This window comes from Streptomyces sp. NPDC058195 (assembly GCF_042883525.1).
GTDB lineage: Bacteria > Actinomycetota > Actinomycetes > Streptomycetales > Streptomycetaceae > Streptomyces.
The window spans coordinates 49,416-63,571 of record NZ_JBHVVM010000018.1 but is presented as its reverse complement, the minus strand read 5'-3'; the positions used below and the strand labels follow the sequence as shown (position 1 = coordinate 63,571).

Annotated in this window: 12 protein-coding genes; 6 read left to right on the top strand and 6 right to left on the bottom strand. The window is 73.6% G+C overall.

The window, feature by feature from the left end; translation table 11 throughout:
• The first annotated feature begins 198 nt into the window (after positions 1-198).
• Positions 199-888 carry a copper homeostasis protein CutC gene (locus ACFVWY_RS22480; protein ID WP_389875202.1) on the top strand — a complete coding sequence of 230 codons (690 nt, stop codon included), beginning with the start codon at positions 199-201 and terminating at the stop codon, positions 886-888.
• 90 nt (positions 889-978) lie between these two features.
• On the opposite strand, the gene ACFVWY_RS22475 is transcribed toward ACFVWY_RS22480, so the two are convergent.
• The 3 genes from ACFVWY_RS22475 to ACFVWY_RS22465 form a co-directional block, all read right to left on the bottom strand.
• A complete protein-coding gene (locus ACFVWY_RS22475) occupies positions 979-3,069 on the bottom strand; it encodes a HelD family protein (RefSeq protein WP_389875199.1) in 2,091 nt (696 codons plus the stop codon).
• 373 nt (positions 3,070-3,442) lie between these two features.
• The gene (locus ACFVWY_RS22470; RefSeq protein WP_389875197.1) at positions 3,443-3,661 is read right to left on the bottom strand and encodes a DUF397 domain-containing protein; all 219 of its coding nucleotides are present in this window, start codon (positions 3,659-3,661) and stop codon (positions 3,443-3,445) included.
• Between the two features lie 5 nt (positions 3,662-3,666).
• The gene (locus ACFVWY_RS22465) at positions 3,667-4,275 is read right to left on the bottom strand and encodes a DUF5753 domain-containing protein (RefSeq protein WP_389875194.1); all 609 of its coding nucleotides are present in this window, start codon (positions 4,273-4,275) and stop codon (positions 3,667-3,669) included.
• Positions 4,276-4,371: 96 nt separating this feature from the next.
• Between ACFVWY_RS22465 and ACFVWY_RS22460 the strand changes: the two genes are divergently transcribed.
• Both ACFVWY_RS22460 and ACFVWY_RS22455 read left to right on the top strand, forming a co-directional pair.
• A complete protein-coding gene (locus ACFVWY_RS22460) occupies positions 4,372-5,331 on the top strand; it encodes a pyridoxal-phosphate dependent enzyme (protein ID WP_389875406.1) in 960 nt (319 codons plus the stop codon).
• 285 nt (positions 5,332-5,616) lie between these two features.
• Positions 5,617-5,838, top strand: a complete 222-nt coding sequence (locus ACFVWY_RS22455) for a hypothetical protein (RefSeq protein ID WP_389875192.1) — start codon at positions 5,617-5,619, stop codon at positions 5,836-5,838.
• 13 nt (positions 5,839-5,851) lie between these two features.
• On the opposite strand, the gene ACFVWY_RS22450 is transcribed toward ACFVWY_RS22455, so the two are convergent.
• Entirely contained in the window at positions 5,852-7,495 is a 1,644-nt protein-coding gene (locus ACFVWY_RS22450; protein WP_389875189.1) for a DNA repair helicase XPB, read from the bottom strand.
• A 256-nt stretch (positions 7,496-7,751) separates the two neighbouring features.
• On the opposite strand from ACFVWY_RS22450, the gene ACFVWY_RS22445 reads away from it, so the two are divergent.
• Together ACFVWY_RS22445 and ACFVWY_RS22440 are read left to right on the top strand one after the other, a co-directional pair.
• On the top strand, positions 7,752-8,159 hold the full coding sequence (locus ACFVWY_RS22445; RefSeq protein ID WP_389875186.1) for a YciI family protein: 408 nt from the start codon (positions 7,752-7,754) through the stop codon (positions 8,157-8,159).
• An 8-nt stretch (positions 8,160-8,167) separates the two neighbouring features.
• The gene (locus tag ACFVWY_RS22440) at positions 8,168-9,313 is read left to right on the top strand and encodes an RNA polymerase sigma factor (RefSeq protein WP_389875403.1); all 1,146 of its coding nucleotides are present in this window, start codon (positions 8,168-8,170) and stop codon (positions 9,311-9,313) included.
• Between the two features lie 125 nt (positions 9,314-9,438).
• Here ACFVWY_RS22440 and ACFVWY_RS22435 read toward each other — a convergent pair whose 3' ends face one another.
• Positions 9,439-11,895 (bottom strand): helicase-associated domain-containing protein, encoded by a 2,457-nt coding sequence (locus tag ACFVWY_RS22435; RefSeq protein WP_389875184.1) that lies wholly within the window; start codon positions 11,893-11,895, stop codon positions 9,439-9,441.
• Between the two features lie 75 nt (positions 11,896-11,970).
• On the opposite strand from ACFVWY_RS22435, the gene ACFVWY_RS22430 reads away from it, so the two are divergent.
• Positions 11,971-13,017: a hypothetical protein gene (locus ACFVWY_RS22430; protein WP_389875181.1), complete on the top strand. Its 1,047-nt coding sequence runs from the start codon at positions 11,971-11,973 to the stop codon at positions 13,015-13,017.
• Between the two features lie 108 nt (positions 13,018-13,125).
• Here ACFVWY_RS22430 and ACFVWY_RS22425 read toward each other — a convergent pair whose 3' ends face one another.
• Entirely contained in the window at positions 13,126-14,121 is a 996-nt protein-coding gene (locus ACFVWY_RS22425; RefSeq protein ID WP_389875179.1) for an ABC transporter substrate-binding protein, read from the bottom strand.
• Positions 14,122-14,156: the final 35 nt, after the last annotated feature.

The following is a 14,156-nucleotide window of genomic DNA, read 5'->3' as shown; positions in this document are numbered from 1 at the left end:
GACTCATGTATACCCCCCTCCCCTATAAAACGCAAGGGTGGATATGCCGCGCGAGCCCGGAACGTGTGCGTTCGGTCACCGGATGTGCGGCTGAGCTCACGTATCTTCGCCTGGCATTGAGGCTGCATCCTCGGTGTACTGACCCGTAGGGTGGTCATTGGACTAGACCTATTGCTGTCTCTGGAGGATTGGGATCCCATGAGCAACCGTGCAGTCCTGGAGGTGATCGCTCTCGACGCGGAGGACGCGGTCGCGGCCCAGGCGGGTGGTGCGGACCGGCTTGAGCTGGTCACCGACATGGCGGCGGACGGCCTGACCCCGTCCTGTGCGACCTTCGCGGAGATTCGGGCAGCGGTGGACATCCCGCTGCGGGTGATGCTCAGGGTGGCGGACGGCTTCGAGGCCGGGGACATCGAGGTGCTCGTGGCCAGGGCCCACGAGCTGCGTGCGGCGGGCGCCGAGGAATTCGTCTTCGGCTTCCTCGACGCGCAGGGGCGGCCGGACCTGGTCGCCGTCGAGCGGCTCATCGCCGAGCTGGACGGCTGCCCGTGGACCTTCCACCGCGCGATCGACCGGGCCGCCGACCGGGACGCGCTGCGCAGGCGGCTGGCGGACATGCCGGGACTGGACACGTACCTCACGGCGGGTTCGGCGAAGGGCGTCGACGAGGGCATCCCGACGCTGCTGGCCGAGGCGGCGCGCAAGGGTGAGCCCGGTTACGAACCGCGGATCCTGGTGGGCGGCGGCCTGCGCCTGGAGCACCTGCCCGAGCTGCTGGCCGCCGGGATCGACGCCGTGCACATCGGCGGCGCCGCCCGCCCGCACGGCTGGTCGGGCCCGGTGGACGCGGCGGCGGTACGCGAATGGCGCACGGTGCTCGACGCGTAACGGGGACAAGGACGGGGAGGCCCGGGGCGCCGCCCCGGACCTCCCCCATCCGCGCCGTTCCCGCGTTCCCGCGTTCCCGCGTTCCCGCGTTCAGGCGGTCACCGGCATCGACAGCTCCTCCGGCAGATCCCCCGCGTGCACCACCGTCAGCCCCGACACCGCACGCGTCAGCGCCACGTACAACCGGCGCAGCCCCGTCCGGATGTCCGCCTCGCCGTCCACCACCGCGGCCGGCTCGTCCAGCACCACGTAGTCGTACTCCAGTCCCTTCGCCAGCGACGCGGGCACCAGCGTCAGCCGGGACCGGGCGGTCGTCTCCTCGCCCGGCGAGAGATACGCGTGCCCCGCCGCGCCCAGCGCCTCCGCCAGCGCCGGAATCCGGGCGTCCGCCGCGATCAGGCCGATCGACCCCTCCTGGGTCAGCGCCTCCTCGCACGCGGTGACCACCGCCGCGTCCAGCTCCGGTGCGCCGTCCACCGCCCGCACCTCCAGCGAACCCGGCGACTCACGCACCGATTCCACCGCCGCCAGACCGGGCGAGATCACCGGCAGCAGCCGGGAGGCGTACGCGATCACCTCGCGCGGCACGCGGAACCCCGCCGTCAGCTCCTCCACCACCGCGTCCGACTTCCCCAGATGGTGCAGCGCCTGCGCCCAGCTCGCCGTCGACCACGGCGTCGTGCCCTGCGCCAGATCGCCCAGCACCGTCGCCGAGCCGGTCGTACAGCGGCGGCCCACCGCCCGGTACTGCATGGGGGACAGGTCCTGCGCCTCGTCGAGCACCACATGGCCCAGCGAATGCGTACGCGTCACCAGGTCGTTCGCCTCGTCGATCAGCACCGCGTCCGCCGCCGACCACTTCGCCGACCTCACGCTCCGCGCGGGCTTCACCCACACGACGGCCTTCTGCTCGTCCGCGTCGAGCAGCCCCTCCGCGTGGGCGGCCAGGAACTCCGGGTCGCCGAGCAGCCGCAGGACCAGCTTCGCCGGGTCCACGGCGGGCCAGATCGCCTTCACCGCCGCCTTCACCGCGGGATTGCGGGCCACCGCGTTCTGGACCCGGTCGTCCGGAGCCTCGCCCGCCTCCTCCATCCGGACCAGCACCGCGTGCGCGATGCGCTGCGGCAACGCCTCGTGGGCCGCCCCGTAGCGCATGTCCCGGGCCAGTAGTTCCTCGACCATCCCGGCCACCTCGTACGCGGGCACCCGCCAGCGCCGCGAGCCGCGCACCACCACGACCGGTTCCTCCGGCGGCGTCACGTGCGAACGGATCGCCCGCCGCAGCACCTCCGCCATGCGGGCGTCGCCCTTCACGACGGCCGCCTCCGCCGTGTCCGTACCCCGCACCTCGATACCGGCGGGCGCCACCAGGTCGTCCACCGTGGACTGCTCCACCGCCAGCTCGCCGAGGGCGGGCAGCACCTGCTCGATGTACTGGAGGAAGGACCGGTTCGGCCCGATCACCAGCGTCCCGGTACGGGCGAGGCGCTCCCGGTGCGCGTACAGCAGATAGGCCACCCGGTGCAGGCCCACGGCCGTCTTCCCGGTGCCCGGTCCGCCCTGCACGCACACCGTCCCGCCCAGCTCGCTGCGGACGATCTCGTCCTGCTCGGGCTGGATCGTCGCCACGATGTCCCGCATCGGGCCGACGCGCGGGCGCTCGATCTCCGCCTGGAGCAGCTTGCTGGTCTGCTCGGTCTCGGCCGGGTCGCTCAGGTGCTCGTCCTCGTACGCGGTCAGCTCACCGCCGGTGTAGCCGAAGCGGCGGCGCTGCCCGACGTCCTGCGGGTCCTTGCGGGACGCCCGGTAGAAGGGCTGCGAGACGGGGGCGCGCCAGTCGATGACCATCGGGTCGCCGCCCGCGTCGTGCACATGGCGGCGGCCGATGTAGAACTGCTCCCCCTCCGCCCCTTCCGCCTGCTCGGCACCGACCCGGTGCAGATAGTCCAGCCGCCCGAAGAAGAGCGGGGTGTGGGCGAGGTCGGCGAGCGATTTGATCCGCTCGTCGATCTGGGCCTGGAGGACGGCCGCGTTGACCCAGTTCGCGGTCACATCGCGGATGTCCAGGGCCTGGGCGTCCTCGCGCATGGCCCGCAGCGCGGCGCGGGACGCGGCGAGGTGGGCGCGTTCACGGGCCAGCGGATCGGTGGTGCTGTCGTTCTCGAGTTCGTGCGCGGGCACGGTGTTGCCTCCGGCTTTTCAACGCAGGACGGCGGACCGCGTCATCCCGCCGAGGGGAGATGCGGTCCGCTGCGGGATCGATCACGGGTACGCGCAACGGGTGCGCGTCGGGGTGTCGACCGGTTTCCGTCCGGTCGGCGGCGCTCCCCCGGCTGCCGGCACGGACCCTCGCGGGGGCCGCCGGTACCACGGTGCGGGAGGCGGGCAGACCGGCGATTGTATCCACCGGGCCCGGTTGGGGCCAACACATATCGATCGGAGGCGGTGCCGCCGCCCGTGGCCGTTCGGCTCGCCGCTTCCCCGGGTGAGGGCGACGAATGCCGAGCGCCGTCGGCCCGGGGGCGCTTGATGCGCGGTTCTGGAGGGGGAGTGGTCAGTCCTGATGGCCCTCGACCAGGTGATCGAACTCGCCCGCCTTGATGCCCTTGACGAAGGCGGCGAAGTTCGCGGGGGCCGTGGCCATGATCGTCCCGGGTCTGTCGCTCTCGACGAGTTCGATGTCGCCGGTCGCGGCGAGGCGGACGTGAACGCAGTTCTGATGGTCCTCCGGTCCTGAGAACGAGGACTTCTGCCAAGCAGTGGGGGCGGTCATCTCTCTCACGTTTCCTGTGCGACTCGGTGGATGAACTTGCGTGATTCGTCGGTGTCGAGCGCGATTTCTTCGACCGGATCCCACAGGGCGCGATACTTGATCAGGTGAGGCTCGGCGTCCAGGAATCCGCCGTCGAATGCGCTGTCGATCTGCACCGTGTCCAGCTGCGGGATGGTTGCGCCCGCACAAAGCATGGAGTGCACGGACCCGGTGATCTGTTTGCTGAACGGCACTACCTGAATGGATGCGCTCGGCCACGACGACGCCTCGATGAGGAAATCGAGCTGTTCGCGCAGGGTCTCCGGTCGGCAGCAGCGCATCCGCAGGGCGGCTTCGTGGATGAGTGCCTGAAATCCGGTCGGCTGCGGACGCTCGAAGACCTCGCGCCGCCGCATCCTGTGCTCGACCCTTGTTTCCCCTTCCGGAAGGTCTGACACCCTGCTGAGGACCAGCTCTTTCGCGTACGCCTGGGTCTGGAGCAGCCCGGGAACGTGGAGCGTGTCGATCGCGCGCTTGTCATCGCGACCGCGACCGTGGGGCAGGAAGCCGCGGACGGGGCCGGCGGGGTTCGTGGGCGGCGTAGGGTGATCGAACTGCTGCCTGGTCGGTCCCATCGTGCGCGGGAGCGGCGCCGCGTGGCCGCGGCTTCCGCACGGCGCGCGACGGGGCCCGGTCACCGCGGCCCGGATCGTGTGACGGAGGCGAATGTGCTGGTTACTGTCGCGGACGTGGAAGCCGCCGCCGAGCGGATCACCGGACACGTCGTACGGACCCCGACCGTGCCGAGCCCCGGGCTCTCCGAGTTCCTGGGCGCGCCGGTCACCGCGAAGCTGGAACTCCTGCAGCGCACCGGCTCGTTCAAGGCGCGTGGGGCGACCGCGAAGCTGCTCGCGCTCGGTGAGGACGAACGCGCCGCCGGTGTCGTGGCGGTCAGTGGCGGCAACCACGGCATCGCGACCGCGGTCATGTCCGGCGCGCTGGGCATCGAGGCGACCGTCGTCATGCCGCGGTCCGCCCCGGGCCGCGCCGTGGCCGTCGCGGAGGGCGCCGGGGCGAGTGTCGTCCTTGCCGACACCATGGACGAGGCGTTCGCCCTCGTGGACGATTTCCGGGCCAAGGGACTCACCCCGGTCCACCCCTTCGACGACCCCGTCGTCATAGCCGCCCAGGGCACGGTCGGCCTGGAGCTCGCGGAGGACGCCGGGGAACTCACCGACGTACTCGTCAGCATCGGCGGCGGGGGACTGATCTCCGGGGTCGCCGCCGCGCTGCACGCGCGCCGCCCCGGGGTACGGATCTGGGGCGTGGAGACCGAGGGCGCGCGAGCGATGTCGCAGGCCCTGGCCTCCGGCGGGCCGGTGCCGGTCGAACTGTCCTCGATCGTCTCGACCCTGAGCGCCCCCAGCGCCTCGCAGCTCACCTACGAGCACGTCTCGGCGCTGGTCACGGACGTGCTCACGGTGACCGACGCGGAGGCCGTCCAGGGCACCTTCGATCTGGCCGACCACGGCAAGGTCTGGGCCGAGCCCGCCGCCGGGTGCCTGCTGCCCGCGGCACGCCGGGTACTGGAGCGCGTCGGTGAGGGGGCCGGAATCGGCCTGGTGGTCTGCGGCGGCAACGCGACGACCGCCGACGTGGCCGCCTGGGCCGGACGCTTCGGACTGCGCTGACCGCACGGGCCCGGCGCGATGCGCGTCCGGACCGGCGGCGCACCGCCCGCGCCCGGCACCGCCCCGGCCGACGGCGCACCGCCCCGGGCCCGGGGAACCGCGCCCCTCGCAGGGCCGCGGAGAAAACATGCCGGGGCCGTACGCCGTACGTGTCTCCACCCCCCCGTAGGGGACCGGGTGGAGGCGCGTACACCCCTGGGGTGACGCGGGGTCCGTCCGGGGTCCACCCGGATTCCACCCCCGGACCGATACCGGTACCGGCCCTGGCGCAGCACCATGGAACACATGAGCACCCTCACCCTGAACCCCCGCAGGACCGGCCCCGCGCACGGCGCGACCGCGGCCACCGGTCACCTCCGTACCCACCGCGTCGGCGACGCGGTACGCGCCGTCAGGGTCTTCGTCCGCGCCGCCTTCGACGTGGCCGTGCTCGGCGAGTACGCGGAGGAGACCAGTCCCCGTAACCACGACGCGAGAACCGGCGCCCACCACCATCACGCCCGCTGAGCAGCCCGCCGCCTCAGCTGTCCGCCAGCAGTTCGTCCGCGTCCACGATCCGGTACGCGTACCCCTGCTCGGCCAGGAAGCGCTGCCGGTGTGCCGCGAAGTCCTGGTCGATCGTGTCGCGCGCGACCACCGAGTAGAACCGCGCCTCGTGCCCGTCCGCCTTCGGCCGCAGCACCCGGCCCAGCCGCTGCGCCTCCTCCTGGCGGGAGCCGAACGTCCCCGAGACCTGGATGGCGACGGTCGCCTCCGGCAGGTCGATGGAGAAGTTCGCGACCTTCGAGACCACCAGCACACCGATCTCGCCCGACCGGAACGCGTCGAAGAGCTTCTCGCGCTGGGCGTTGCTCGTCTCGCCCTTGATCACCGGGGCGTCCAGATGCTCACCGAGCTCGTCGAGCTGGTCGATGTACTGCCCGATGACCAGGGTCTGCTCGCCGCGGTGCCGCCGCACCAGCGCCTCCGTCACCTTCCGCTTCGTCGCCGTCGTGGCGCAGAACCGGTACTTCTCCTCGGCCTCGGCGGTCGCGTACGCCAGCCGCTCCGAGTCCGTCAGGTTGACCCGCACCTCGACGCAGTCGGCCGGCGCGATGTACCCCTGCGCCTCGATCTCCTTCCACGGGGCGTCGAACCGCTTCGGCCCGATCAGCGAGAACACGTCCGACTCGCGGCCGTCCTCGCGCACCAGCGTCGCGGTCAGGCCGAGCCGCCGCCGCGCCTGGAGGTCGGCGGTGAACTTGAAGACCGGCGCGGGCAGCAGATGCACCTCGTCGTAGATCACCAGCCCCCAGTCCCGGGAGTCGAACAGCTCCAGGTGCGGATAGACGCCCTTCCTGCGGGTCGTCAGCACCTGGTACGTGGCGATCGTGACCGGCCGGATCTCCTTGCGGGTTCCGCTGTACTCGCCGATCTCGTCCTCGGTCAGAGAGGTCCGCTTCACCAGCTCGTGCTTCCACTGCCGGGCCGAGACCGTGTTCGTCACCAGGATCAGCGTGGTCGCCTTGGCCTGCGCCATGGCACCCGCCCCGACCAGCGTCTTCCCCGCCCCGCAGGGCAGGACGACCACGCCCGAGCCGCCGTGCCAGAAGCCCTCGACGGCCTGCTGCTGGTAGGGCCGCAGCGACCAGCCGTCCTCGGCCAGCTCGATCGGGTGCGCCTCGCCGTCCACGTATCCGGCGAGGTCCTCGGCGGGCCAGCCCAGCTTCAGCAGCGTCTGCTTGATCTGACCGCGCTCGGAGGGGTGCACCGCCACGGAGTCCGGGTCGATCCGCGCCCCGACCAGCGGCTGCACCTTCTTCGAGCGCAGCACCTCCTCCAGGACCGGCCGGTCGGTCGAGGTCAGCACCAGCCCGTGCACCGGGTGCTTGGAGAGGGTGAGGCGGCCGTACCTGGCCATCGTCTCGGCGATGTCGACGAGCAGCGCGTGCGGCACCGGGTAGCGCGAGTACTGCACGAGGGCGTCGACGACCTGCTCGGCGTCGTGCCCGGCGGCCCGCGCGTTCCACAGCCCGAGCGGGGTCAGCCGGTAGGTGTGGATGTGCTCCGGCGCACGCTCCAGCTCGGCGAAGGGCGCGATGGCCCGGCGGCAGGCGTCGGCCTGCTCGTGGTCGACTTCGAGGAGCAGCGTCTTGTCGCTCTGGACGATGAGAGGTCCGGTCACGCGCGTCGGCCCTTTCTACGGGGTGCGGCCAGGGATGAGGCCAAACGTCCAGTGTGCCGCATCGGAGCGGAAACGGGCCCGCCACCCGGTTCGGCGGCCCGGCCGGGAGCGGACTTCGAGGAGACTGGCGGCCCGCCCGGAACCGGTCTTCGGGAAATTTCGGACGGAGGGCCACGGGGATGTCGAGAACCCGGTCCCGGCTCCGTCCCAGGGATGAACGCGACCCCGACGGGTCGCCCCAGCGAGGAGAGACACCATGGCGAAGTACCTGCTGCTGAAGCACTACCGCGGCGCCCCGGCCTCGGTCAACGACGTGCCGATGGACCGGTGGACCCCGCAGGAGGTCACGGCACACATCCAGTACATGAACGACTTCGCGTCGCGGCTGGAGAAGTCCGGAGAGTTCGTCGACGGCCAGGCGCTCGCCCCCGGGGGGACGTGGGTCCGGTACGACGGCGAGGGCCGCCCGCCCGTCACCGACGGTCCGTTCGCCGAGACCAAGGACCTGATCGCCGGGTGGATGGTGATCGACGTCGACAGCTACGAGCGCGCCGTCAAGCTGGCCGGGGAGCTCTCGGCCGCCCCGGGCGCGGGCGGGAAGCCGATCCACGAATGGCTGGAACTGCGCCCCTTCCTGGCCGAGCCGCCGACCATCACGGAGTGATCCGCGCCATGGACGAGGCCCTGCTCCGCAGCCTCACCCCCGGCGTGCTCGCGATCCTCGTCCGCCGCGGCGCCGACTTCGCGGCGGCCGAGGACGCCGTGCAGGACGCCCTCGTCGAGGCGGTCCGCGTCTGGCCCGCCGAACCGCCGCGCGACCCGAAGGGCTGGCTGGTCACCGTGGCCTGGCGGCGCTTCCTCGACGCGGTACGGGCGGACGCGGCCCGCCGCAGGCGCGAGGACCTCGTCGACGAGGAACCGGCGGCGGGGGCCGTGCCCGCGGCCGACGACACCCTCCAGCTCTACTTCCTGTGCGCCCACCCGTCGCTGACGCCGTCCTCCGCGGTCGCGCTCACCCTGCGCGCCGTCGGAGGGCTCACCACCCGCGAGATCGCACGCGCCTACCTGGTGCCCGAGGCGACCATGGCGCAGCGCATCAGCCGGGCCAAGCGCGCCGTGTCCGGGGTGCGCCTCGACCGGCCCGGCGACGTCGCCACCGTGCTGCGCGTCCTCTACCTGGTCTTCAACGAGGGCTACTCCGGCGACCTCGACCTCGCCGCCGAGGCCGTCCGGCTCACCCGGCAGCTCGCGGCCCGGGTCGACCACCCCGAGGCGGCGGGGCTGCTCGCCCTGATGCTGCTCCACCACGCCCGGCGGCCCGCCCGGACCGCGCCCGACGGCGGCCTCGTGCCGCTCGCCGAGCAGGACCGGGGGCGATGGGACACCGGGATGATCGCGGAGGGCGTCGCGATCCTCCAGGGGGCGCTCGTCCGCGACCGGCTGGGCGAGTACCAGGCCCAGGCCGCCGTCGCGGCCCTGCACGCCGACGCGCCGAGCGCCGAGGAGACCGACTGGCCGCAGATCGTCGAGTGGTACGACGAGCTCGTCCGCCTGACCGGCAGCCCGGTCGTCCGGCTCAACCGCGCGGTGGCCGTCGGCGAGGCGGACGGACCGCGCGCCGGACTGGCCGCCCTCGCGGAACTCGACGCCGCGCTGCCCCGCCGCACCGCCGCGGAGGCCTACCTCCACGAGCGCGCCGGAGACCGGGAGACGGCCGCCCGGCTCTACGCCGAGGCCGCCCACCAGGCTCCCAACCTCGCCGAACGCGAGCACCTGACCCGCAGCGCCGCCCGTCTCAACGCCCCGCGGCCCCGCTGAGGCGGCGCGGCACGAACGGGCCGGCCGGCACGGGCCGGTCACGGCCGGACCCCTCGGAGAGCCCCGTCGACCGGGCCCGGCCCGTGCCGTCCGGGTCCGTGCTGTCCGGGTCCGTGCCGGGGCCGTCAGGCCGTGGCGTCGTCCGCGAGTTCGGCGACGCCGGTGATGCGGTGGAGGGGGTAGGTACGGATCTCGTCGGCGGTGTGGTCGTACGCGGTGACGAAGCCGCCCTCGACACGGACCGGGGCGATGACCCGCTGGCTGGCGGCACCGTCCGCGTTCACGTAGCCGATCCAGAGTGCCGAGCCGGTCAGCACGGCGGCCTGCATGGTGGCGAGGGTCTCGGCGGCGCCGGTGCGGGGCAGGGAGCCGGGCGTGGCGGTGGCGGACTCCGGGGCGTCCTTGCGGGCCACCGTGGCGGCCGTGTCCCCGGCGCGGATCGCCCGCACCGCCGCGTCGAGCAGGAGGGTGTCCGGCACTGGGGGGCCCTCGGGTACCGGGGCCGGTGGGGTGCGGTGCGGGGTGCGCCGGGTGCCCGCGCGGGTGATCAGGACATCGCCGTCGGCGGACTCCGCGGCCGGGGCGTAGCCCATCTCGCGCAGCCCTTCGAGCAGGGAGGCCGGATCGGCCTGCGCGGCCAGGACCGTCGGGGCGAGGCGGCGCAGGCGCAGCGTGGCCGAGCGCTTGTCGGCGAGGATCTCGTTCAGCACGGCTTCGTCGTCGCACCGCACGTACGAGGAAGCGGCGCCGATCCGCAGATGGCCGTGGCGGCGGGCGATGTCGTCCACGAGATAGCTGAGCGGCTGCGGCACGGGCGTACGGCTGTGGGCGGCGAGGAAGGCGTGCAGGTCGGCCGCCGACTGCCCGGCGTCCAGGGCGCGGCGCACCGAGCCGGGGGTGAAGCGGTAGACCGTCGCGCCGCCCTTTGACTCGATGTCCGCGAGGACGGAGAGCGCCTCCGCCAGCGGGCGTTCCAGCGGGCCGGGGGCGACGGCCGTCAGGTCGGCCTGGAGCAGTACGTGGTCGAGCGGTTCGGGCAGGAGCGGGGCGAGCAGCGTGGCCGCCTTGCCGGGCCCCTCGTTCAGCAGGGCCCGGGTCTGGGCGGCGAGTGCGCCCCGGCCGGTGACGCCGAGCAGCTCGGACTCGTCGAGCGTCCACAGGGCGATCCGGGACCGCAGGTCGGCGGTGCCGTCCTCGGGGGCGGCGCCGCCGCGCAGCGGGTGTTCCCAGCGGAGCCGGGCCAGGACGGTCTCCGGGTCGGGGGCGGCACCCGGTTCCAGCGCGGCGAGCAGGGCGAGGACCCGGCGGCGCACCTCGGGGGCGGCGGAACGGTCGAGCCCGGACCCCAGCGCGGCCACCGTACGGCCCTTGGCGTCCTGGCCGCCGATGAGCCCGGGGACACGGGTGGCGGGCAGCCAGGCGGTGACCAGGGCCGACCAGCGCTCCGGCGCGGGGAGGGCCGCCCAGTCGTCGTACGCCGGAGTCGGCGCGTACCGTTCGTCGGCCTCGCCGTCGGAGGCCAGCAGCCCGGCACTGTAAGCCAGTTCGGCCCAGAACGCGGCGACCTGCTCGGGGACCTCCAGGGCGGTGGCGGCCCGTTTCAGCTCGCGGACGCTGAGCCCGCCGGCCCGCAGTATCGGCGGCCCTCCGCCGTTCCAGCCCTTCACCAGCTCTTCCACGGTGCTCACCGCGAGGAACGCCTGGGCGGCCGCGGCACTGTCCACAGCCTGTGGATCGCGCTGGGCGACGGCCGTCACGACGGGCGGCTCCGGCTCCGGCACGCGGTGGGCGCGTCCGGCCCGCAGGTGCAGGGCGGCCTCGCGGGGCAGCACCACCGTGCGGGCCGACACGGGCAGCAGCAGCCCGCGGTCGCGCAGCCAGGTCACCGGCGGGGCGGGGTTCGGGGTGACCTCCCCGTACGGAGGCCCCCACACCAGCCGGTCCAGCACGGTCAGGGACTCGGCCGGGGCGGTGTCCAGCAGCGCGCCCATCCTGGCCCGGTCGGTGAAGAGCGCGGTCAGGGCGTGCACGGCGGAGACCGGGTCGTGGGTGGCGGGCAGTCCGGCCGCGGTCAGGATCGTCTGGAGGCGGCCCGGGGACATGCCGGAGGTCGCCTCGGCGACGGTCGGCCCGAGACCGGTGGGGGAGGGGTGCTGCGGGGACGGGGCGAGGAGCTCGCGCGCCGTCCGGACCAGCCGCATCCGGTCGTCGTCGCCCCAGACCAGGGCCTGCTCGCGCAGGGTGGCCAGGGCGCGGGGGAGGGCGTCGGTGATGGCCCTGCGGGTGTTCCCGCTCCGCCCGTCGCCCGGCTCGTCGCCGGTGAGCAGCGCCAGCAGGGTCGCGTACGGGACGGGCTCGGCGGCCACCGCGAGCGCCTCGGCGGTCTGGAGGGCGAACCGGTCCAGCCGTTCCAGCGCGCGGACGACGGAGGCGCGGGTACCGGCCCGGGTCGCGAGCTGGGTGATGTCGCCCGGCACCGGACTGAGCAGGTCGGGGCGGGCCCGCAGCAGCGCGGACAGCGACGCGTCGGTGCGGGCACGCAGTGCTTCGGCGAGCGTCCGCGGTGGTGTGGTCATCCCCATCCGTCCCACGGTAGTCGCTCCGGACAGGCCCGAGGGCGCTACCGTCGGTGCAGGGCGGCAGGAGGGGACGATCACGTGGGGATCGAGAGCGACCAGCTGGTCTACGACTATCTGAGCCGGGTAGGTGACCTGGCTCAGCAGCAGCAGTTGTCCTCGGCGGACCGGATGCGGCTGGTGGCGACGCTCCGGGGCGAGATCGACCGGCAGCGCGGGAAGGCGCCCGGGGACAGTCCGGCGGCGGTCCGGCGCATCATCGGCCGCCTCGGCTCCCCGGACGAACTGGTGGCCGCCGCGGCCACTCCGGGCGACGGCGCGGCGGAGTCCCCGGTGCCGCGCGAGGTGCCGCGCCCGGCCGTTCCCCGCCCGCGCCGGTCGCTGCTCCGCAAGGACGCCCCCGGCCCGGCGGCAGCCGCCGAAGCACCGCCGGAGCCCGCGGGCGACCCGGGCCCCCTGCCGCCGCACCGGGCCGGTACGGACGAGCTGGGCCCCTCCCGGGGCGAGCCCGACTGGTGGCGCGTCGAGCAGGTGCCGTTCGGCCGGGGCGTCGATGTGCCGGGGTTCACCGGAGGGGTGGAGATCGCGGCCATGCTGCGGCAGCCGCTTCTGCCCGCCGGACCCGGCGCCGGAACGGCGGAGGACGGAGCGGAAGGGGAAGAAGCGGAGGGAGCGGCGGAGGAGGCCGAGGGGACCGGGGAAGAGGACGCCCCCGCCAAGCCGCGCCGCCGCCTCCCGCGGCTCGTCCGCCGTACCCCGCGCGCGGACCGGCAGGGCGGCGGCGGAGGAGGCTTCACCCACCCGTTGCTGCTGCTCGCGGCGCTGCTCCTGGTGGCGGGAGCCGCGACCGGTTCCTGGCTGGCCCTGGCGGGCGGCTGGCTCCTCACGTACAGCTCGCGCACCCTCTCCCGCACGGAGGCGAAGTGGGCCGTGATGGGGCTGCCGGGCACGGTCGCGGCGGGCGCGCTGCTCTGGCTGTGGGGCCGGAGCGACGGCCGCTGGGGCGAGCCCGTCGCGGCCGGGCAGCTGAACGCCGCGATCGACGAGACGTGGCCGTGGGCGCTGCGCGGGGCGGCCGTCGCCACCGCGCTCTATCTGGTGTGGCGCGCGCGAAGACCACGGGCGTGAGGGCCTGTGGCGCGTGGTGTGGCGCGCGCGAAGACCACGGGCGTAAGGTTCTGCGGCGCGTGGTGTGGCGCGCGCGAAAACCACGGGCCTGAGGGCCTGCGGCTGTGCTCAGCCGGTCATCTTCGCCTGGAACTCGTCGAGGATCTGGTCGGCCGCGGTGTAGCCGATGCCCGCGATCCACAGCCGGTCGTCGACCTTGAAGACCTTGCCGTTCTTCGACGCCCGCAGGTTCTTCCACAGCCCGCTGTTCATCGTCTTGTCCGTGCCCGCCTTCGCCGGGTCGCCGTACGTCGACGTGAAGACGACGTCCGCGTCCGCCAGGTCGATCTTCTCGGGCGACACGTCGTACGAGAATCCGTCCTTGGCCTTGTCGGTGATCGCGGGGCGGCCCACGCCGAGGTCGGCGAGGATCGAGCCGATGTAGTTCTGCTTGCCGTAGATCCGGATGTCGGCGCCCTCGACGAAGCGGACGAAGTTCACCTGGGTGGCGGCGGCCTTCTTCGTGCCGCCGATCGCCTCGGTCACCTTCGCGACATGGGCGTCGTACGCGGCCACGGCCTTCTTCGCCTCGGCCTGCTTGCCGAGCGCCTCCGCGTGCAGCTGGAAGTTCTCCTTCCAGGCCGTACCGGTGGACTCCGTCATCACGGTCGGGGCGATCGCCCGCAGCTGCTCGTACCGGTCGCCGTCGCGGACCTTGCTGGTGAGGATCAGGTCCGGCTTCAGCGAGGCGACGGTCTCCAGGTTGGGGTTGGCGATCTCGCCGACCTCCTTGATGCCCTTCGTCCGGCTCGCGGGCAGGTAGGACGGGAAGCTGTCCTCCGACGCCGAGTGCGTCGCGCCCACCGGCCGCACCCCGAGGGTGAGCGCGGAGTCCAGCTCGCCGGTGTCCAGGACCACGACGCGCCGCGGGTGCACGGGGACGTCGACATCGCCCATGGCCGTCTTCACGGTGTGGGTCTTCGCGGCGCCGGAACCGTCGGAGCCGGAGCCGCTGGCGCTCCCGCCGGACTCCGAGAAACCGCAGGCGGAGAGCGTCAGCGCACCGGCCAGGGAGAGCACGCCGAGCGCGAGGCCGCGGCGGCGGGAAAGGGGGATGGCGGTCATGGGCTGCCTTTCGTGGGGGAGCGGGAAGGGGGTAC

Coding starts and splice junctions, on each gene's coding strand:
- ACFVWY_RS22480 (WP_389875202.1), top strand. CDS start 199: ATGAGCAACCGTGCAGTCCTGGAGGTGATCGCTCTCGACGCGGAGGAC.
- ACFVWY_RS22470 (WP_389875197.1), bottom strand. CDS start 3,661: ATGACCGCCCCCACTGCTTGGCAGAAGTCCTCGTTCTCAGGACCGGAG.
- ACFVWY_RS22445 (WP_389875186.1), top strand. CDS start 7,752: ATGGCGAAGTACCTGCTGCTGAAGCACTACCGCGGCGCCCCGGCCTCG.
- ACFVWY_RS22465 (WP_389875194.1), bottom strand. CDS start 4,275: ATGGGACCGACCAGGCAGCAGTTCGATCACCCTACGCCGCCCACGAAC.
- ACFVWY_RS22455 (WP_389875192.1), top strand. CDS start 5,617: ATGAGCACCCTCACCCTGAACCCCCGCAGGACCGGCCCCGCGCACGGC.
- ACFVWY_RS22425 (WP_389875179.1), bottom strand. CDS start 14,121: ATGACCGCCATCCCCCTTTCCCGCCGCCGCGGCCTCGCGCTCGGCGTG.
- ACFVWY_RS22440 (WP_389875403.1), top strand. CDS start 8,168: ATGGACGAGGCCCTGCTCCGCAGCCTCACCCCCGGCGTGCTCGCGATC.
- ACFVWY_RS22435 (WP_389875184.1), bottom strand. CDS start 11,895: ATGGGGATGACCACACCACCGCGGACGCTCGCCGAAGCACTGCGTGCC.